The sequence below is a fragment of the Reinekea sp. G2M2-21 genome (assembly GCF_015687175.1).
Lineage (GTDB): Bacteria > Pseudomonadota > Gammaproteobacteria > Pseudomonadales > Natronospirillaceae > Reinekea.
In genome coordinates, this window is record NZ_JADPQG010000003.1 from 113,803 (window position 1) to 130,949 (window position 17,147).

A 17,147-nucleotide genomic window follows, 5' to 3' on the forward strand; every position below is an offset into this window, starting at 1 on the left:
GTCCATAATGTCCCACAACGTTTGAAAAACAATTATTTGACATTAGTTCTGGAGCTTATTTATGAAAAACCTAACTCGCATTGCGTTAACACTGGCCTTTATGACTGGCTTTGTCTGGGCAGAAACCATTACCGTTTATAAATCCCCCACCTGCGGTTGCTGTTCTGAATGGGTGAAAATCATGGAAGCCGCTGGCCATGAAGTGCATATCAAACACCCTGTAAGCTTACAGCGCACCAAAGATAAGCTCGGCGTGCCGAACCAATTGGGCTCTTGCCATACATCTGTCATCAATGACTACGTATTTGAAGGCCATATCCCAGAGCAGGATGTTATGGCGTTTTTGGCGAACCCTCCAGAAGGCGCTCGTGGTTTGGCCGTTCCCGGCATGCCAGCTAACTCACCGGGTATGGCGGCCGAAGGTGTTGAATACAGTGGCTTCAATGTCATTGGGTTCGATGACCAGAATAAATTGTTCCTGTATAAGAAATACTGATGAAGGGCCTGTTAGTATTGCTTGCTGTGCTCCTCATGACAGGGGCACAAGCTGAAGAAACAGCATTGGAAGCGGGACAAAGGCTGTACTTCGAATCTGGCGGTTATGGTTGTGCGGTTTGCCACGGTTTGGGCGCGGAAGGAGGTGGCCAGGCCGGTGGCTACATTCGCGGCGCCAGCTTGGTACGTCTGAACGAGAGTTTGGCCGAAAATGACCCCATGAAGCCACTGGCCACGGTATTGTCGGAAACGGATCGACAAATGTTGATTGATTACCTGACAGACCTGGCCGCGATTCCACTGGTACAGTTGACGTTTGAAAACGGTCAGTGGAGCGGCTTGTCCGAGCCACTCAAGGTGAATCAAACTGCTGAAATTGTGCTGTATAACGCGACATTTGAGGAGCAGGCTATCGATCTGAGTGCATTAGGGCTCGGCCAGATCACTCTGCAACCATTGGCGCGTGACCGCAGACAATGGAAGGCACAATCCGAGCAATTCACGCTGCCAGGGGTCGCGCTCGGCGAGATCAAAACCGTACTACCGGGCGCTACTGCCAACACAACGCCCTAACCGGTCCAGCGCATAGGCAGACTGACCACTTCGCATTATACTGCACCCCATCCAGAGGCTCTTGCCAGGCATTCAACCTGGCAAGAGCCTCCTTTTTGTTAATTACACGTACAGAGATTTATGATGAACATCACCAAAGATACCGTTGTTGAGCTGCACTACGCCATGAGCGAAGGTGAGACGCTGATTGAAAGCAGTCACGAAGGTGACAGCGTTTTTATGTTGCAAGGCCATAAGAATATGCTCGGCGCAATTGAAGAAGCCATCGAAGGCAAAGCAGCCGGTGATAAAATCGAAGTCACACTGACACCAGAGCAAGCTTACGGTGTCCGTCAGGAAAACTCGATCCAGCGTATTCCCATTAAACACCTTCAGGGATCCAAAAAATGGCGGCCCGGCATGGTGGCTATGGTTGACTCAAACCAAGGCCGTAAACAGGTCACCGTGGTCAAAGTTGGTAAATTCAATGCTGACTGCGACATTAACCACCCACTGGCTGGCAAGACACTGAGCTTTGTCATCGATATCGTGTCTGTGCGCGCGGCGAATGCCGATGAGATCAGCCATGGGCATGTGCATGGCCGCGGTGGCGTTCATCACTGATCGACGCCTTTGAGACGTTAGATGTTAGACGTCCGCGATCGGTTTATGCTGATGAACGGACGTTGCTTTTTTAGGTATGTAATCAAAACAGCACCAAACTTTTTCCTGCCAGTCAGCTTCTTTTCAGTGTGAACTTGACCTTAGAGCCCCTCTAAAGCGCATCATTAACCCAAATGATCGATAACGAACACGCACCGAACAATCAGAGGTGAGAACATGACAACAGCCAACAACCCCCATGTGGTTTTGCCGGTCACCGGCCTAACTTGTGCATCCTGTGTGACTCGGCTGGAAAAAGCCATGAATAAACACGACGGTGTGGTACGTGCGAATGTAAATTTAGCCCTCGAAACGCTCGATTTATCCGTCGATGAAGCAACCAATTTGGCCGACATTCCACAGTGGGTATCTGCCGCAGGTTTCGGACTGGAAACACAGGAAGTGACGGTCACGGTAGACAACATTACCTGCGCTTCCTGCGTTAATCGCATTGAAAAAGTTCTCGGTAAAATGCCCGGCATTGAACAGGCATCGGTAAACCTGGCAACATCACAGTTAAAAGTGACCTGGTATGCTGGGTTGACGACACTCAGTCAGATTAAACATCGCTTAGCCGACATCAACTATCCGGTAGTGGAGACGGAGAACGAAACACAGACTACAGCCGCGTCAGCAAATACGCTATTAACGCATTCACTGATCGGGCTCGCACTTAGCCTACCCATGGTCGTCACTATGTTTGCCGGGTTATTTGGCGCGGACTGGATGCTACCATCCTGGGTCCAGTTTATTCTGACGACGCCGGTTCAATTCTGGCTTGGCTATCGTTTCTATGTTGGCGCCTATCACTCTTTGAAAAACAAATCGGCCAACATGGACGTGCTCGTCGCCATGGGTACCAGTGCGGCGTATTTCTATAGCCTCTATCTTTGGCTGGTTTTGGGCAGTTCACACCTTTATTTTGAAGCCGCTGCGGTTGTGGTCAGTTTGGTCATGCTCGGCAAGTGGATGGAAGAACGAGCCAAAAACATCACCAGCGACGCCATTCGAAAGTTAATGAACCTTCAGCCTCCCACGGCACAGAAATGGCAAGGCGATGACTTAGTAAAAACCGATGTGAACGACTTGGTGCTGGGCGATGAATTGCAAATTCAACCTGGCGATACTGTACCGGCAGATGGTGTTATCGTCAGTGGGAGCAGCGCCATTGACGAAGCCATGCTCACCGGTGAAAGCATTCCGGTTACCAAAACGACCGGCGACACAGTACTGGCGGGTACAAAAAATACCAATGGCAGTATCCGGCTGAAAGTACACAGTTCACCCGACCAGTTCCGGTTAAAGCAAATCGTGCAGCTGGTGAATGATGCTCAGATGCAGAAGCCAGATATCCAAAAACTGGTCGACAAAATCTCTTCCGTTTTCGTCCCGGTTGTTATTGCCATAGCGCTCGTCGCATTCGTTTTACAATGGTGGTTTATCAGCCTTGATGCGGCGTTCGTTGCCAGTGTCTCGGTCTTGGTCATTGCCTGTCCTTGTGCACTTGGATTGGCCACACCAACAGCCATTATGGCCGCCAGCGGGGTTGGCGCACGACGTGGCGTACTGATCCGCAATATCAATCAACTGCAGATTCTGGCTAACGCCAATGCAGTTGTCTTTGATAAAACCGGTACCTTGACTCAGGGCACACCTAAAGTGGCCGCTCTGCAAACTTGGATTGACGATGATTCATTACTGCCTTGGGTAAAACAGGTACAACGTCAAAGTCAACATCCATTAGCCAGTGCCATGGTTGAGCACCTTGCGGAGGTCCGGGCAGACGATAATGACGCTGAATTTGAAAACCTGTCGGGTCGAGGTGTCGTTTCAAAACGTGGAGACCAGCGTCTACTCATTGGTAATGAGCGACTGTTGACTGAATATGAGTTGTCCATACCTGATGACTATCACAGCAGTTTGGCCGCCAGCAGCACCGTTTGGGTGGCGTTGAACGATCGACTTGCCGCACGTTTCGACATCACGGACCCGATTCGCAATGATGCCAAAGATACCATCCGTTGGTTAAACAAAGCCGGGTTGAATAGTTGGATGTTGTCTGGCGATCATCAGAATGCGGCCGAAGCCGTTGCTCAGGAATTGGGCATCTCCGACCTGATGGCTAACCTGCTTCCCGAACACAAAGCCCAGGCGATTACCCAATTGAAGAAGAAATCTAACGGCGTCATTATGGTCGGTGATGGCATTAACGACGCACCCGCACTCGCCGCCGCAGACGCCAGCATCGCCATGGGCAGCGGTACCGATGTTGCGATGGAGTCTGCGGGTATTACATTGATGCGTTCAGATATTGGTTTGATTACAGAAGCTATTCAGATTGCCCGTAAAACCCAACGAAAAATTAAACAGAACCTGTTTTGGGCATTCATCTACAATTGCGTAGGCATCCCGCTGGCCGCTTTCGGCCTCTTAAGTCCGGTCGTAGCCGGTGCTGCCATGGCATTTTCCAGTGTTAGCGTGGTCACCAGCTCCATATTATTACTGCGTTGGAATCCAACATCGATAAAGGAAAACTCTCATGATTGAACTGAAAATTGAAGGCGCTACCTGTCAGGGTTGCGTGAACTCCATTGAAAAAGCCATCCGTCAAGTCAGCGGTGTCGACGAAGTCCACTTCAGTTTGGAGACTAAAATTGCCCAGGTCGAAGGCAGTGCGGATAAACAGGCGTTGGCCGATGCCGTCGAGGATGCTGGCTTTGACGTGGTAGACGGTTAAATGATACGAACGATTACGTTAACCATCTGCGCCGCGATAACCTTGGTTGCCTGTTCAGATGACACTGAACAGGCAACCAATAACCAAGGCGCCAAAGCGACGTCGAACATTGATCCGAAAACCGTTTCATTGCTCGCCAACCCGCAAACCGGTCGCTGGTACAGCCCGGCACAAGTTGACAAGGGGAAACAGAACTTTGCTCAATACTGCGCCGGTTGCCACGGCGTGAAAGCCGAGTCGACACCCAATTGGAGAACCACTGATGCCACTGGAAACTATCCGCCGCCACCCTTGAATGGAACCGCCCATGCCTGGCACCATCCGCTTGCAGTATTGGATATGGTGATTCGTGACGGTGGTGCACCACTGGGAGGCGTTATGCCAGCTTGGGGGCAGGTTCTGAACACCGAGCAGCGATTAGAATTAATCGCCAGTTTCCAAAGTTACTGGCCAGACAAAACCTATGATTTATGGCTGGAACGGGAACTGAGCAGTAGGGAGGAATAAAAGCCGATCCAAAAAAAGCCATTGTCACGGGACCGTGGCAATGGCTTTTCGATGATGCAAAACGAATCTTTAAGCGTGTTGTTTACGGCTGGCGCGCAAGCCTAATAAACCGAGTGCCAACAAGCCTAAAGTCGCTGGTTCTGGTACTGAAGAGACGTAAGTGAAGTCGTCAACGGCGATCCAGTCGTAAGAGCCATCCCAGGACAAGGTCGCATAAGAAATGTCTGCCGCAGAAATACCATAGAACTCACCGGCATTGCTCGAGCCAGTTGATGGCAAAATGTAAGATTCAATCAAATTGTTGGATGAATCGAATGCCGACAGGTTCCAGGAAGCGAAGCTTTCTGCCATGCCCCAGGTGAAACCAAAGGCACTGGTACCACCGTCGAAATCAAACGTTAATGACCCAAAACCATTGCCACCGTATGTACCGTTATCCAGATAAATACCGGATTGATTGTACTGTTGATAGGTGTTGTCTATTCGAAGGTTATTGTCATTGGCTGTGAAGGTCACATCATCAATGGTCAATGAGGTGTATGTACCTAAGGTTTGATCTTCAAAATCAATCACATTACCGCCAGACAACGACGCATCACCGCTGGAAGTAATAAAGGATGCACTGGCAAAACCAGACATTGCGAGGGTGGCGATTGTGCCTGCCAAAATCTTTGTGGTTGCTTTCATTGTTATAATCTCCAAGTTTAAGTCCTTTCTGTCCTGCACCGCCGTGTTACTTCATATGCAAGAAAAGTAACTAGGTACTTTCCTCTCCCCTAATCCAGCGGCCATCGATACATTGCAAAACACCTGCCTGCTTCATGAATGTTCCTTGAAATCAGACACTTAACATCCAGTAACATTTAAACTTTGCGGACATCGTTAAAGTTTCCGACTCTTTCTCAGGAATCCCCCGATTTACTGTAAAGAAAATCGGCAGTTTTCAGTGAAAGAGATCACAAAAATTTAACAAACTGTTACTTAAGGGCACCTCTAGAAAGTCCAACTGACTCTGGATTTAAGAACGCGCTTAGGGCAAGGCGGAAATTTGAAAACCTAGCGGGCTAAGTTAAAAGCTTTCAACACAGCCATAAGCTCGTTCATAATTCCCCAACGGGGCGGGCTAGCACACGCGCAGAGACGGACGGACATTTTAGAGGTGCCCTTAATGCAGACTTCCTGGTCACAACTGACCTTTAACCATAACAACCGGCTCTTGGTATACTCGTGCACGCAATTCTTATGAGGTAAAAGGATGGATTGGAAAATTTTTGCGACGATATTTGTGTCGGTTTTCATCGCTGAATTGGGCGACAAAACTCAGCTTGCGACGATGTTGTTTGCGGCCGATAAAGCCGTCAGTAAATACACGGTTTTCTTTGCGGCGTCTGCCGCATTGATTGTCGCATCTGCGATAGGTGTTCTGGCTGGTACGTTACTGTCTGAATACATCAATGAAAAATACCTGCACTACATTGCCGGCGTGGGTTTTATCGCCATTGGCGCGTATACGCTTTATAGCGCTTAACTAAGGAGTCGCTAGCCAATGGTTTTATCCTTTGGCTACGCCGATCGATTCAAATCACTTCAGTCCGGTCGGATCGACGAATGAGCATGGCGAGGGTTACCGGGCACAGCGAGTCATGCTTAAAACGCATGACAATGCTCAGCCATTGATTTGAATTCCCCTTAGAATTCGACTTATGATGAAAATTCCGGGCTATGGAAATCGACTGGCATTGCGCTGCAACAGTGCTCGCACAAACACGACGCCAATCACGAAGGCCATCAAACACGCGAGTATCAACAAGTGCTGACTTTGCCAATAGGGGTCACACCACAAAACCAACATGACAAATACCGCCAAGGCCACCAGATATATGACAAACCAACTGGTGCGATAAAAGCGTTGCAACTTATAAAACCATATTGAAGCGACCGCCAGTGTCACGGAAAGCACCACGACTAAAAACAGCAGCAGCCTGGCAGGCCAGCGATTGGGGCAGACGATTTTGCACACAGGCTCCAACGCGACCTCGACCGCACTGCTGGGTTCAACGAAAAACAGCGAAGATAGAGCCGTCGTTTCATTAACGGTTAATGGCATTGTCCACAGGCCGACGCCGCCGTAATTCCATTCACTGTACTTTACGGTGGCGATGAATTCGTCTTCGGTGTATTTATTATTAGCTAACACTGGAACCAATTTTTCCATGATTTTCAAACCATTCAAAACGGATGACTTGCTGTCCAACTCAGCGTGCAGAGCTTCCATCAATGAAATAGCTGGGGTCAGGTCAGTCGCTGTTTGAGTAACAGCCGAATCGCCATCGGATGCTTCAGATGCTCCTTGCGCATTGTCAGTTTCAACGGGTGTCAAAGATACCGCCGTACTAACAGGTTGGCTCGCGTCCAAGTAGCTCGAAGGCAAATCAATCGGGTCGACCACAACCAAAATGATATTCAAGTAGTCGGCTAGTATGTCCATGTTTTCCTGTACGTAGTAGCCTTTGCCGAGATCGTGATAATTCACCATCAGGTTGACGTAAAAGTCGTCGTCATTTTTGGCATTGGGTAATTCACTGAGTTTGTTTTCATCAAAAGCAACGTCGTTCAATGTCATTTTTAACTTTATGATAAAGCGGGTTACTTGCTTCATTTGCTCAGGGTCGGTCATATCGGCGAGGTCCAGATCCAGTGTGATACCGTCGGCCAGTGTACGCACCCGGCTCACTCCAAAAGAAATGGTGGGTCGGATACGGTTAAAAAAATAATCGTTGAGTTCGGTTTTAACATGCGAGGCTAACGACAGAACAAGTTCATCGTCAAATTTGGAAACCCGGGCATTCGCCAGCTCTGTTCGGCTTAAGGTGCTGTTCTGTACATCAATACGATCCGTCAGCACCATATCCAGCTTTGCCCGGTACTTGTGAATATCGTTGACAAATTCTGAATAGGGCTTTTTATTCTGCAGGTGAAGCCAGTCATCCACGGTACCGGCCTCGTTTAACGAAACACCGTAGTAACCTATACGGGTTAACACATTATAATTAATAGCTTCCGGTTCGTAATCACCCAATTCACTCTGCCAAAAAGGGTAAATTCCATATATGAAGTTAGAATACAACTCACTGTCGGTCGCCTGTAGTGAGCAATTGCAATCATTTCCAGACCAGGACAATGGTGACAACGTTTGATCGCTGATCCCGGATTTGATCGCCACCGAACGAAGCCAGGTGAACTGCGACGGGGATAACTCAAGCGCTTGCGGTTGGGTTACCGCCATGTATAGCTGATTTGCGGTGTTAAATTCAACCGCGACCAGTGACGTTAGCTGCGCCATCGCGTCCTCAGAAATCACGCTAAAGCCACTGTCTGATAAGAACTGTTGAAAAGAGGCATCCGTCACCGTGTACACAATGGCTTGTGTCGTGTCAGTCGCCATTTCGGTCTGTGCCGTACTTTTCTGTTCACTGACACTGGTTGTCGTAGTCGTGGTGTTGTCAGAATTGGTTGTGGTTACGGTGGTCGTCGCCGACGTATTGGCCGTCGTTTCACTGACCTGCTTCGTCGCGGACGCACTTGCGCTGGCATCACTGTCATCGGCTTCATCATCAGCTTTCACGACCACCGGCACCACCAGATTGCCAATCCAATTGTCGATCGCACCTGCGGGCGATATTACGCCACCATCAATAAGGGGTTGCAGTGTTGTCCGTATCGCATTCCGCGCCGCCAGCTGAGTTTCCATTTCGGGGCGCTGGTTGTTTAGCGCGGTGACCACCGAGTTAACAGTTTGCAACGTCAGCAGATCCGCCTCCGTCACTTGAAAATAAACGTCGGGCAAATTCACTGTCGTCACCGTGATGTTGGGTGTCGCTACTACGGTAGGTTGATGCTGGGCGACATAAGCATCAATGGCCTGCAAAATGAACATGGAAGAATGCAACGTCACCGGCGTATTAAGATCGCCCCGGGATAACGTGGGTGTGTCGCTCCCTGCGACGCTGTCCGTCTCGGATGACATTGTCTGATCGGAAAGACCTTGTTGATAGCTCATAAACCAGGTTTCAAAATCAGGCTGCTGGACCAACACTTGCCAATCAGGGTATTTGTTTTCCAACTCCATCGAGAAAATCAGGTCTTCAACCAAAGCAGACGCTAGCAACACCCGGGTGGCGTCTTCCTTTTTTGAATTCACGATTAACCGACTGTTTTCTGAAATGGCGGAAACCTTTTCCAGAAATTCAGATTCGACACAATAATCTCGCAACCATCCCAGGGTTACAGGGCCGACAATGTTATCGGTCAACATGGCTTTATCTGCGCCATATTTAACCTGGATGGCATTGCCTTCTTTATCGAAAAACCAACCGAGCCCACTTTGAATCAAAACCGCAAGAATACGCCCTTCAGTCAGTGCTTTGTCTTGGGTTATTTGCTCACAGGTAAAACCAGTCAGGTTACTCATTTCGCTCTGAGCGCTGAAAGCTGAGTTGGCAACCCACAAGAGCATCGTACAGAAAACGGTTAGGCAAGCATTCCTGAGATAGCTTCTCAAATCGACGTTTCGTCGACGCCGTACGATGGCATTAGATTGTACGTTCAAAGCGATTTACCTTCTTTTCGCTGTTCCTTGACAACACCTTGGTCCAGAAACTCTTGCGTAATGTGATCAGATCCGGTTTGAACAACCTGTATGGCCGCATACCGAATGACGTTGATAATGGCGCCACCTGCCAGCTCATGATTATCGGCCAGGGCATGCAGATCTACGTCGTCCGCTAACGGGCACTGTGCGGGAATCGAATTCTTCCATATTCGATAACGTTGCTGGGCATCTGGCATGGCAAAATGAATCATCGATTGAAATCGGCGCGAAAAGGCGTCATCTATATTGCCCTGTAAGTTGGTCGCTAAAATAACAATGCCGGGGTAATCTTCGATGCGCTGCAAAAGGTAGGATATTTCCTGATTTGAGTGTCGATCGTTCGCAGTGGACCCTTGCGTGCGTTTGCCAAACAGCGCGTCCGCTTCGTCGAAAAACAGAATCCATTTTTTCTTTTCAGCCTGATCAAAAAGGCTGGCCAGATTTTTCTCGGTTTCACCAATATATTTTGACACCACCGCAGACAAATCGACTCGGTAGACATCCGATTGGATTTCCTCGCCGATCAGACTGGCTGTCATGGTCTTACCGGTACCCGGTGGACCGTAAAACAGAACACGGTAGCCAGGTTTTAACACCTTAGCCAAGCCCCAGTCCTGCATAATAGTTCTGGCACCATGTGCCCAGGAAATTAAATGACGGACCTCATCCTTTACATGATGTGCCAATACCAGATCATCCCAGCAGGCTGCGGTGGTTAACCGTTTGGCGGGAAATGTCATACTGAAGTCAGGTTTATGAACTTCCCCTGTCGTAAACAGATTCAAATACTCAGTACTCATGCCCAACGTGGTGCAAAAAAAGGGTTCACCGAACTGCTTGTAGTCCAACATCAAAATGTTATGGGCCGTGAATGGATGGTCGGGCTCAAAGAGTTCTGTTAAGACAAAACGTTTCTCTATATCTCCTCCGGCAATTAAAAACGCCGCAGTCTCAATGGTTGGCATGAAGCCACGGTGCTGCCCACTCTGCCAGCCACCAAACTCGGAGTAGGGTTTATCGAATAACTTATTCCGAATAAAAAAAGTATCCAGCGCTTGCGGCATGATGTTGGGCAGCAAGGCCAGAATCAGTATCAGTCGTTCACGTTCGTCGAAACCGAACAGACGAATCGTTTGGGCATACATTGATTTATCCGTACTCAAATCAGGCACGGGTATCTCGTTGATATCCGAGAATGGGTTCTCACCCTGTTCAAAATACAAATTAAATCGACAGGTCAATACACGATTAAACCAATCAATTTCAGCCGATAAAGCGTCGGCATTTAACCGCTGAATATCACTTGCTTCTGCGCCGCCCAGCGGGTCAGGCTCAATTAGGTTTAGTGCACTTGCCTGATTCATGATAGACCTCGCTTAATCATCGCCATTCAACCTGAATAGATTGCGCCATCCAGGGGAATTTAATAAAGGTAAAGTTCCACGGAAGTTGATCCAATAACATATCAAAGGGCTTGTTCTCAACATGCAACGAATACCCGTCGTCCGTGATTCTCAGAACGCCATCACGGCAAAGAAATGACTCGCGCAGCCCGTCGATGGACGTACTCTTCAGTGGCGCCCAATTATGTAAGACCCCCTTCAGCAACCCTTCCAACACCGTTTTTTCATCGTCGGTGATGCCGACCCTGCGGACGATCGGTGTCGATAATGGCATCCCACAAAGCAGTTTGTTCAGCGCCAGTGCGGGCTCGACGGTTTCCTCACTTCCGGTGACCAACCATTGTATTAAGTGAACGCCCCGCTCTTGTGCCATCGACGTTACAAAGAGCCCTTCTTTCGTCAACGACAACATGTCAAACAATCGAGGGAGGTAAGCACAAACAATGACCAAACCAGCGTTATGGATGTACAGACTATCGCCAGCTTCTGCAGCAGAGAATTCTTGAGATTCCATGAGTTCCATAAATTGCGCTTCCGTTAGCGTCTCTTGCGCCAAACGCGAAGGCTCAATCGGGCTTTCACGTTCGAATAGGACCGCGACCGTTTTATCACTCAAGCCATCCAAAAATAGTGGTATTTGGTCACTATTTAAATACCGGCGCAGTGCTGCAGACATTTTTCCGGTACGACGAGACATCAACAAAGTTACCAGGTCGTTAACGTCTTGCTGTGACAGAGATTTAACGTTGGTCGTTAACGGAGGAATACTGCCTCGAGCAACGGACTGAGCCAGAAAGTCTGCAAAGGAAAGCCAGCCGCGTTGAGCGATCGTTTTTAAGTAGCTCATAAAAGTGTCTGCCAACACCGTTACATCTGCCTCGGAAATCGACTGCATCCACTGGGTATTTTCAATCGAATCTGAGCGGTCTTGTTCGCGGTGTCTCGCATCGTCTGTGGCATGATCATCCCGCAGAGTTTGCTTCGCATCATCCCTGGCCAACGTCGATTGAGACGGCTTTGAATCGAAAATTGTGGTTTGGCTATGGTGACCAGTCACGTTTTTCAGATCAACAACATCACCCGCCAAAACCTGCTTAAGCAACACAATGGTAACCTCGCCGCGACTGTCGGATGCAACCACTTTTTTAATGTTCTGACCAAGGATACTACGATCAAAGCTCTGAAAAATGTCTGTCACGGTTCCAGACTGTCGGCACGCCCAGGTCAACGCCATCAAACTTAAGCACTCCGCACGCGTGTAGCGGCTGAGCAGTGATGTCTGGTTCGTCAAATGTGTAATGAGTCTTCTCGCCCAAGAGCGGTTATACCTATACAGCCCGTTCAGCAGTTCGTCGAACGTCGTGACCGATACCAACCACTGCCAACTCGAAAAAAACGTTGGATTTTCGGGCGCTTGTACTCCAACTTGAAGTTCGCGCAACTCACTTAGGTTGAGACGGCTACTGCGTCCACCGCCGAGCCAGTTCCGCGCGAGTTGATAGACTCGAAAGCCGAATCGCCAGGTTTCCCAAGTTGCGCTCTGTTCAAGTGATGTGCCACCGGCAGATTCCGCTGTGGTTGTGACGTGCCCGTTTTTGTGTTCCGATCGAGAACTGATGGTTGCGGTAAACTCATTACGCAAGGACAACATAACACGCAGCAAACGATCGTCCCGAGACGACAACGTTTGGATGCTCTCCAGAGAGGCTATGAGCGTGAGCAGAAGATCGTTCGCCCGAATATTGTGATGATTGGCGATTTTTTGAAGCATGTAGCGGATATACACGCGGACACTGAAGTCACTTCCCCGCGTAGATAAGGCAAAGTGAAAAGAGGCCTCCCACAACACCGCCTCACGGGTCACCAGTTCGGGGGTTGAAACTCCGACTCGTGTCTGATTCTGGCTCGCGAGTACACGCTGGCGAAAAATTGGCTGTTGAATGAACTCGCTGACCACTTCGGCGAGGTGCGGACTGACCACCGTCAGCAGCTGCGTCAACTGTGCAGTCGTACAGGACTGAACGAGCCGTTGAATAACGCTATGGTCCGAAGCGAACTGACGCAGTAACGAGACAAACCATTCCAGCTGACCTGCCGTAGCGTCAGCGAGCAGCGTACTCACAGATACCTGAGTATCACCACGCACGGCGGCGGTTAGTCGTTGCTGGAACTCGGTGTCAATGTCAGCATCCGTTTGCTCCGTCACCTCACGCGTTTCGGGTTTGGGATCGTCATAGCGCAATATCGGCTGCAGAATGTCACTGAGCAATTGAGAAAAGCTCGTTGCATCCCTGTTTTGGGCGGGACGAATACGCAGTACCAGCAGTATTTCCTGGCCCAGTTGTTCAGCGGTCACATTAAAGCGGGCAGCAAGATCACGGATCAGGGATCGAATGAACTGTTTCCGGTTAAAGTGACTGCCATGATCAACCAGAAGATACGCTAACGTTACCTGCCAAAGCGCTTGCTTTGTCGTTTTCGATGAACTGGCTTCACTCGCTGGGATCGTCGGTACCAGCTGTTGGCGCGCGATGTGTATGGTGTCCGCCTGAGACATGACCTGTTCCATAAACGAACCTGCATCCCGGTTCAATACCGAAATGCAATCCAACAACATCGGTTCGCTGTACAGGCGCGCGACCACTTCCTGAGTCTCCACCCGGTTGACATGCCGTCGCAAGAAACGTTTTAGTAACAAAGGATACTGTCGAACAATAAGCCACCACACGGCGATCAATTTGGATGTATCCTGCGTGGCAACCGAGGCTATTAGCAATTTTTCCAACCTGGCTTGCTGTTGTTTCGTTTTTAGCGTCAGGCGGTGAGAGTCGGACTCTGTAGGGTCAATAGCATTTGGCACCGTGTCGACCATGTCTGAGTCTTTGGGGATTGCCAGCAACGGGTTTGACACTTGCCACAAGCGTATCGCGTCGGGCGTTTTTTCATGGGCAAAGCGCTGGTCGAGTGCGGCGTGTATCCACTGACTTTCTCTCTGTTGCAACTCAGCAGGCGGTGGGTTTCGCGAATAGACTGACAAAAAGAGGGCAAGAGTGTCCCGCTCACACTGCAGCAGCAAACGAGTCAGTATAAATTGAGCACGCGGTTGGCGGAGCAAGAAACGGATAAACAGATGACCGCGATTGTTGAGATTACCCTGTATCCATTGATCGAATGATCCATCCTGAGCGTCGTCAGATTGCGGGAGCGCCGCGTGACCTTGCTGCAAAAACAATAAATAGACATGGGACCCTTTTTGCTCATCGGTGAAAACCCACTTTAACTGGCTGTCCTGCCCATGTTGATATCGTGCAACTTGATCCGCCAGCAATGCCCGTAACTTCTGTTCTAGAATTTCACCACCGTCATCCAACAGCGCTTGCAATGACAGGGTGCCAAGATCAACCTCCAGTTCATCGAACCGTATTGTTTGGCCAACGGTGTCGAAGTCATCCAGCACCCGTTCAACCGATGAAAAAAGAGCGTGCTTCACCCAGGCATCGGCATCACGCATGAAATGCCACGCGTCAGACTCGGTGGTGAAGTGGAAATCTATGTTCACGTCGTCAATACCGTGTCGGCTCATAGCGGTTGCTCCTGCGCAACAACCGAAGATTGCCAATGCCCAGACAGGCAGTTGGCCAATGCCCAGGCTGCCCGATCCAATACATCAACGTCCACAGAATGATCACGGTAGGCCTTAACCCAACGTGCGTAGAGGCTTTCAAACGTGGCCATATCAGCGAAATCCAGCCAGATGACATGCACAAACACATGAGCGGGTGCCTGCTGCCGGATCAGCTCTTGAGCATACTTTCGAAAATGCAAATCCGCACAGCGAGCGCTCCAACCGGCCAAAACAACACTGCATTGAGACGCAAACCCGAATGTCTTTTCCAGATCCTTCAGGGGTTTAAAACCAGCGACCGAACGCAGCAATGGATGTTCAACCAAGTGCAAGCCTTCACTCGCCAGATTCATCTGGACCAGAGCACTGCGTAATATATTCACCGCGCTAATCGCTTTGTCTCTCGAAGGGAAGGCCCCCAGTGAGCAAAGCGTTTCTGAGCGATCATCCGAAGGTTGCGCATCCCGGTTCCACAAAACAACACGAACGCCAGCGTCATCCTTTGCACGGACGAGTCGAAAATTAGATTGTGTCGCCGCGCTGCGAAATAACCAACCAGGTAACCCCTGCCCCTTGCCTGAAAATACAGTCGGCCATTGTTCCCGTAACTGGCGTATTAACGTCCGCAGGGGTTGTTCGTCCACTTTTTGCCAAGGGACCGGCTCACCCAGCTCCGACGCCGTATTCAACGCACGCAGACCCGCAATATCAGAACGTAAATTTCGCCATGTCTCGGCATCGTCTTTGGCAAATTCAAACCCCGACTGCAACAACCGATTTGCGACAGAGCCAAAGCTCAGCTCGTGCACATCCAGCAGCAGCGCGCAGCGCTTCAGAAAGCCGGTCAATGGTTCTCCTCGCCATTGCAATCGGTGCAGATCTACCGGCGCCGTGCGATTTTGGGTGATTTCAACAATGGCGTCGAGCATCAGCATTTTTTGGCGCAGTAAACGATGACTGACCTCCAGTTCAGAAAAGTACGGATTAAAATGCGCAATGGCATCACCTGCGGCTTCTTCTCCATACAAACTTAACAGATGGTCAAGCAGTCGACTGTGTTGCTCCGTAGACGAATTGATGCCTTGTTCGGCAAAGACGCTGTATCGTTCGCCGGTCTGCACTGAGCGCTGCAATGTTTCATAGTTCTGTATGCCGGCATTGCTCAAGTCGTGAAATGACGGTTCATCGCTCAAAAAATCAATTGAAAAAACCTGATTCAGGTGACCTATGAGTTGATGCATATAACTCAGCCGTTGATCGAATAAGCCGAGATAGCCTTTCAACTGTGTGGACTTAAGCCGAGTGTCCGCCGATGCAGTTTTGGGTAAGCCATAGTGACCGACGCCGTAGACTGCCGGAAAGTGATTTTGAATGGAATGGTAGGGACCAAGCGCATTCGGCTTTACGGCGGGCAAGGGGAAAATATCGTTGCCGGATTCAACCCGTTTGAGTTGCGCCTTGTTTCGAAAAAAAATCTGATCCGCTTTGACGCTGAGTTCGTCAATCCCTACTGGAATTTGGCGTCCATTTCGCGTGGCGATTACATGAATCTGGTCATCTTCGACCGGCATGGCTATTTGGGTAACGACATTTTTTTCCCGCAACGGCAATGAGGTGCCCACATCATGACCGTGCCAGTAGAATCGAACATAGTGAACTTTTTTTACCCCGGGTAACTGACGCAGGTTGGCGTAAAAGCTGGCCACGGGAATGTGCTGCGGTTCTTCTGATTTTTTTGGCATTTCTGGATCAGCCGAGAAATAGCCCGACCGGGTTTTTGGTCCGGTAAACACAGCTTCCGCAGTGTAACCCTGAGCTTTGGCCTCACTCAAACTCATCCGGTTCAACGGCATTTCCAGGTGTTTACGACACTGTAAATAGATTGATGCCACAACGTCTGACGCGTTAGAGGCTTCATCCAGTTCAACGCTGGCGTGTAATTGAACGTTAGCTTCCGAGACGAATTGAATATCCGGCTTCGTTTCACACATGGAACGATTGGCTGACATCACCGCACTGACTTGTGCAAATACGGTAGCTTCCAACTCATGAACTCGTGCTCGAGTCATATTTCCCTGGTCCCGTAAATGCACCAACAGCTCAAGCCGACTGCTATTCTCTGCTTTCACGCGTGTCACCCAAACGTCCTGGATCTGTGGAATTGCATCCAGCAGCAGTATACGGATATCGCTCAGCGTGGTTGCCCGGCAGGGATAAATGACTTCCGGTGCCTGCAAACCTGAACGCTGCCAGTGTCGCGTTCCGTCACCCACAAGATGTTCCACGATGGGCCGATCAAGCAGGTAGTTCAGCTCGGTCAGTGCAAAAACGGCTTGTTCCAACACGGTGACACCTGGGTCATGATCATTGAAGTCTGTCCACAATTCGCCACTGGCGCGTTGAGCATACTCAATCCCCAGACGACGAAGGCTGGTAAAGCTTAAAGGATCATTATCGTGATCTTCACGGAAGATAAACAACGTTTCAGTCATATTATCGAGCCGTAGACACGAG

The 17,147-nt window shown here is 49.7% G+C and carries 12 protein-coding genes; 7 read left to right on the top strand and 5 right to left on the bottom strand.

Translation table 11 applies throughout. The features are described 5' to 3' along the window. Window positions 1–61: 61 nt before the first annotated feature. The 6 genes from IYN85_RS12855 (at window position 62) to IYN85_RS12880 (ending at window position 4,954) form a co-directional block, all read left to right on the top strand. Window positions 62–496: a DUF411 domain-containing protein gene (locus IYN85_RS12855; protein WP_196159316.1), complete on the top strand. Its 435-nt coding sequence runs from the start codon at window positions 62–64 to the stop codon at window positions 494–496. Beyond that, the gene (locus IYN85_RS12860; protein ID WP_196159317.1) at window positions 496–1,068 is read left to right on the top strand and encodes a hypothetical protein; all 573 of its coding nucleotides are present in this window, start codon (window positions 496–498) and stop codon (window positions 1,066–1,068) included. Before IYN85_RS12855 ends, IYN85_RS12860 begins: the two co-directional genes overlap by 1 nt. Before the next feature lie 123 nt (window positions 1,069–1,191). Then, the gene (locus tag IYN85_RS12865) at window positions 1,192–1,671 is read left to right on the top strand and encodes a peptidylprolyl isomerase (protein ID WP_196159318.1); all 480 of its coding nucleotides are present in this window, start codon (window positions 1,192–1,194) and stop codon (window positions 1,669–1,671) included. A gap of 216 nt (window positions 1,672–1,887) precedes the next feature. Beyond that, window positions 1,888–4,257 (top strand): heavy metal translocating P-type ATPase, encoded by a 2,370-nt coding sequence (locus IYN85_RS12870; protein ID WP_196159319.1) that lies wholly within the window; start codon window positions 1,888–1,890, stop codon window positions 4,255–4,257. Then, on the top strand, window positions 4,250–4,447 hold the full coding sequence (locus IYN85_RS12875; RefSeq protein WP_196159320.1) for a heavy-metal-associated domain-containing protein: 198 nt from the start codon (window positions 4,250–4,252) through the stop codon (window positions 4,445–4,447). Before IYN85_RS12870 ends, IYN85_RS12875 begins: the two co-directional genes overlap by 8 nt. Then, window positions 4,448–4,954 (top strand): cytochrome c, encoded by a 507-nt coding sequence (locus tag IYN85_RS12880; RefSeq protein WP_196159321.1) that lies wholly within the window; start codon window positions 4,448–4,450, stop codon window positions 4,952–4,954. It abuts the gene before it with no gap. 69 nt (window positions 4,955–5,023) lie between these two features. Here the strand turns inward: IYN85_RS12880 and IYN85_RS12885 are convergent, their stop codons facing one another. Continuing rightward, on the bottom strand, window positions 5,024–5,641 hold the full coding sequence (locus IYN85_RS12885) for a PEP-CTERM sorting domain-containing protein (RefSeq protein WP_196159322.1): 618 nt from the start codon (window positions 5,639–5,641) through the stop codon (window positions 5,024–5,026). Between the two features lie 568 nt (window positions 5,642–6,209). Between IYN85_RS12885 and IYN85_RS12890 the strand changes: the two genes are divergently transcribed. Further along, on the top strand, window positions 6,210–6,482 hold the full coding sequence (locus IYN85_RS12890) for a TMEM165/GDT1 family protein (protein WP_196159323.1): 273 nt from the start codon (window positions 6,210–6,212) through the stop codon (window positions 6,480–6,482). Window positions 6,483–6,674: 192 nt separating this feature from the next. Here IYN85_RS12890 and IYN85_RS12895 read toward each other — a convergent pair whose 3' ends face one another. From IYN85_RS12895 to IYN85_RS12910, 4 genes are all read right to left on the bottom strand, one after another. Continuing rightward, complete coding sequence (locus tag IYN85_RS12895; protein WP_196159324.1) at window positions 6,675–9,425, bottom strand: hypothetical protein; 2,751 nt, start codon at window positions 9,423–9,425, stop codon at window positions 6,675–6,677. A 134-nt stretch (window positions 9,426–9,559) separates the two neighbouring features. Beyond that, window positions 9,560–10,969, bottom strand: a complete 1,410-nt coding sequence (locus IYN85_RS12900) for an ATP-binding protein (protein ID WP_196159325.1) — start codon at window positions 10,967–10,969, stop codon at window positions 9,560–9,562. A 16-nt stretch (window positions 10,970–10,985) separates the two neighbouring features. Beyond that, on the bottom strand, window positions 10,986–14,591 hold the full coding sequence (locus IYN85_RS12905; protein ID WP_196159326.1) for a contractile injection system tape measure protein: 3,606 nt from the start codon (window positions 14,589–14,591) through the stop codon (window positions 10,986–10,988). Next, complete coding sequence (locus tag IYN85_RS12910; RefSeq protein WP_196159327.1) at window positions 14,588–17,125, bottom strand: hypothetical protein; 2,538 nt, start codon at window positions 17,123–17,125, stop codon at window positions 14,588–14,590. Before IYN85_RS12910 ends, IYN85_RS12905 begins: the two co-directional genes overlap by 4 nt. Window positions 17,126–17,147 lie beyond the last annotated feature (22 nt).

Bases quoted from the DNA above. Each gene is read 5' to 3' on its own strand.
- IYN85_RS12905 (WP_196159326.1), bottom strand. From the start codon at position 14,591: ATGAGCCGACACGGTATTGACGACGTGAACATAGATTTCCACTTCACC.
- IYN85_RS12870 (WP_196159319.1), top strand. From the start codon at position 1,888: ATGACAACAGCCAACAACCCCCATGTGGTTTTGCCGGTCACCGGCCTA.
- IYN85_RS12890 (WP_196159323.1), top strand. From the start codon at position 6,210: ATGGATTGGAAAATTTTTGCGACGATATTTGTGTCGGTTTTCATCGCT.
- IYN85_RS12900 (WP_196159325.1), bottom strand. From the start codon at position 10,969: ATGAATCAGGCAAGTGCACTAAACCTAATTGAGCCTGACCCGCTGGGC.
- IYN85_RS12880 (WP_196159321.1), top strand. From the start codon at position 4,448: ATGATACGAACGATTACGTTAACCATCTGCGCCGCGATAACCTTGGTT.
- IYN85_RS12855 (WP_196159316.1), top strand. From the start codon at position 62: ATGAAAAACCTAACTCGCATTGCGTTAACACTGGCCTTTATGACTGGC.
- IYN85_RS12895 (WP_196159324.1), bottom strand. From the start codon at position 9,425: ATGAGTAACCTGACTGGTTTTACCTGTGAGCAAATAACCCAAGACAAA.
- IYN85_RS12910 (WP_196159327.1), bottom strand. From the start codon at position 17,125: ATGACTGAAACGTTGTTTATCTTCCGTGAAGATCACGATAATGATCCT.
- IYN85_RS12860 (WP_196159317.1), top strand. From the start codon at position 496: ATGAAGGGCCTGTTAGTATTGCTTGCTGTGCTCCTCATGACAGGGGCA.
- IYN85_RS12865 (WP_196159318.1), top strand. From the start codon at position 1,192: ATGAACATCACCAAAGATACCGTTGTTGAGCTGCACTACGCCATGAGC.
- IYN85_RS12875 (WP_196159320.1), top strand. From the start codon at position 4,250: ATGATTGAACTGAAAATTGAAGGCGCTACCTGTCAGGGTTGCGTGAAC.
- IYN85_RS12885 (WP_196159322.1), bottom strand. From the start codon at position 5,641: ATGAAAGCAACCACAAAGATTTTGGCAGGCACAATCGCCACCCTCGCA.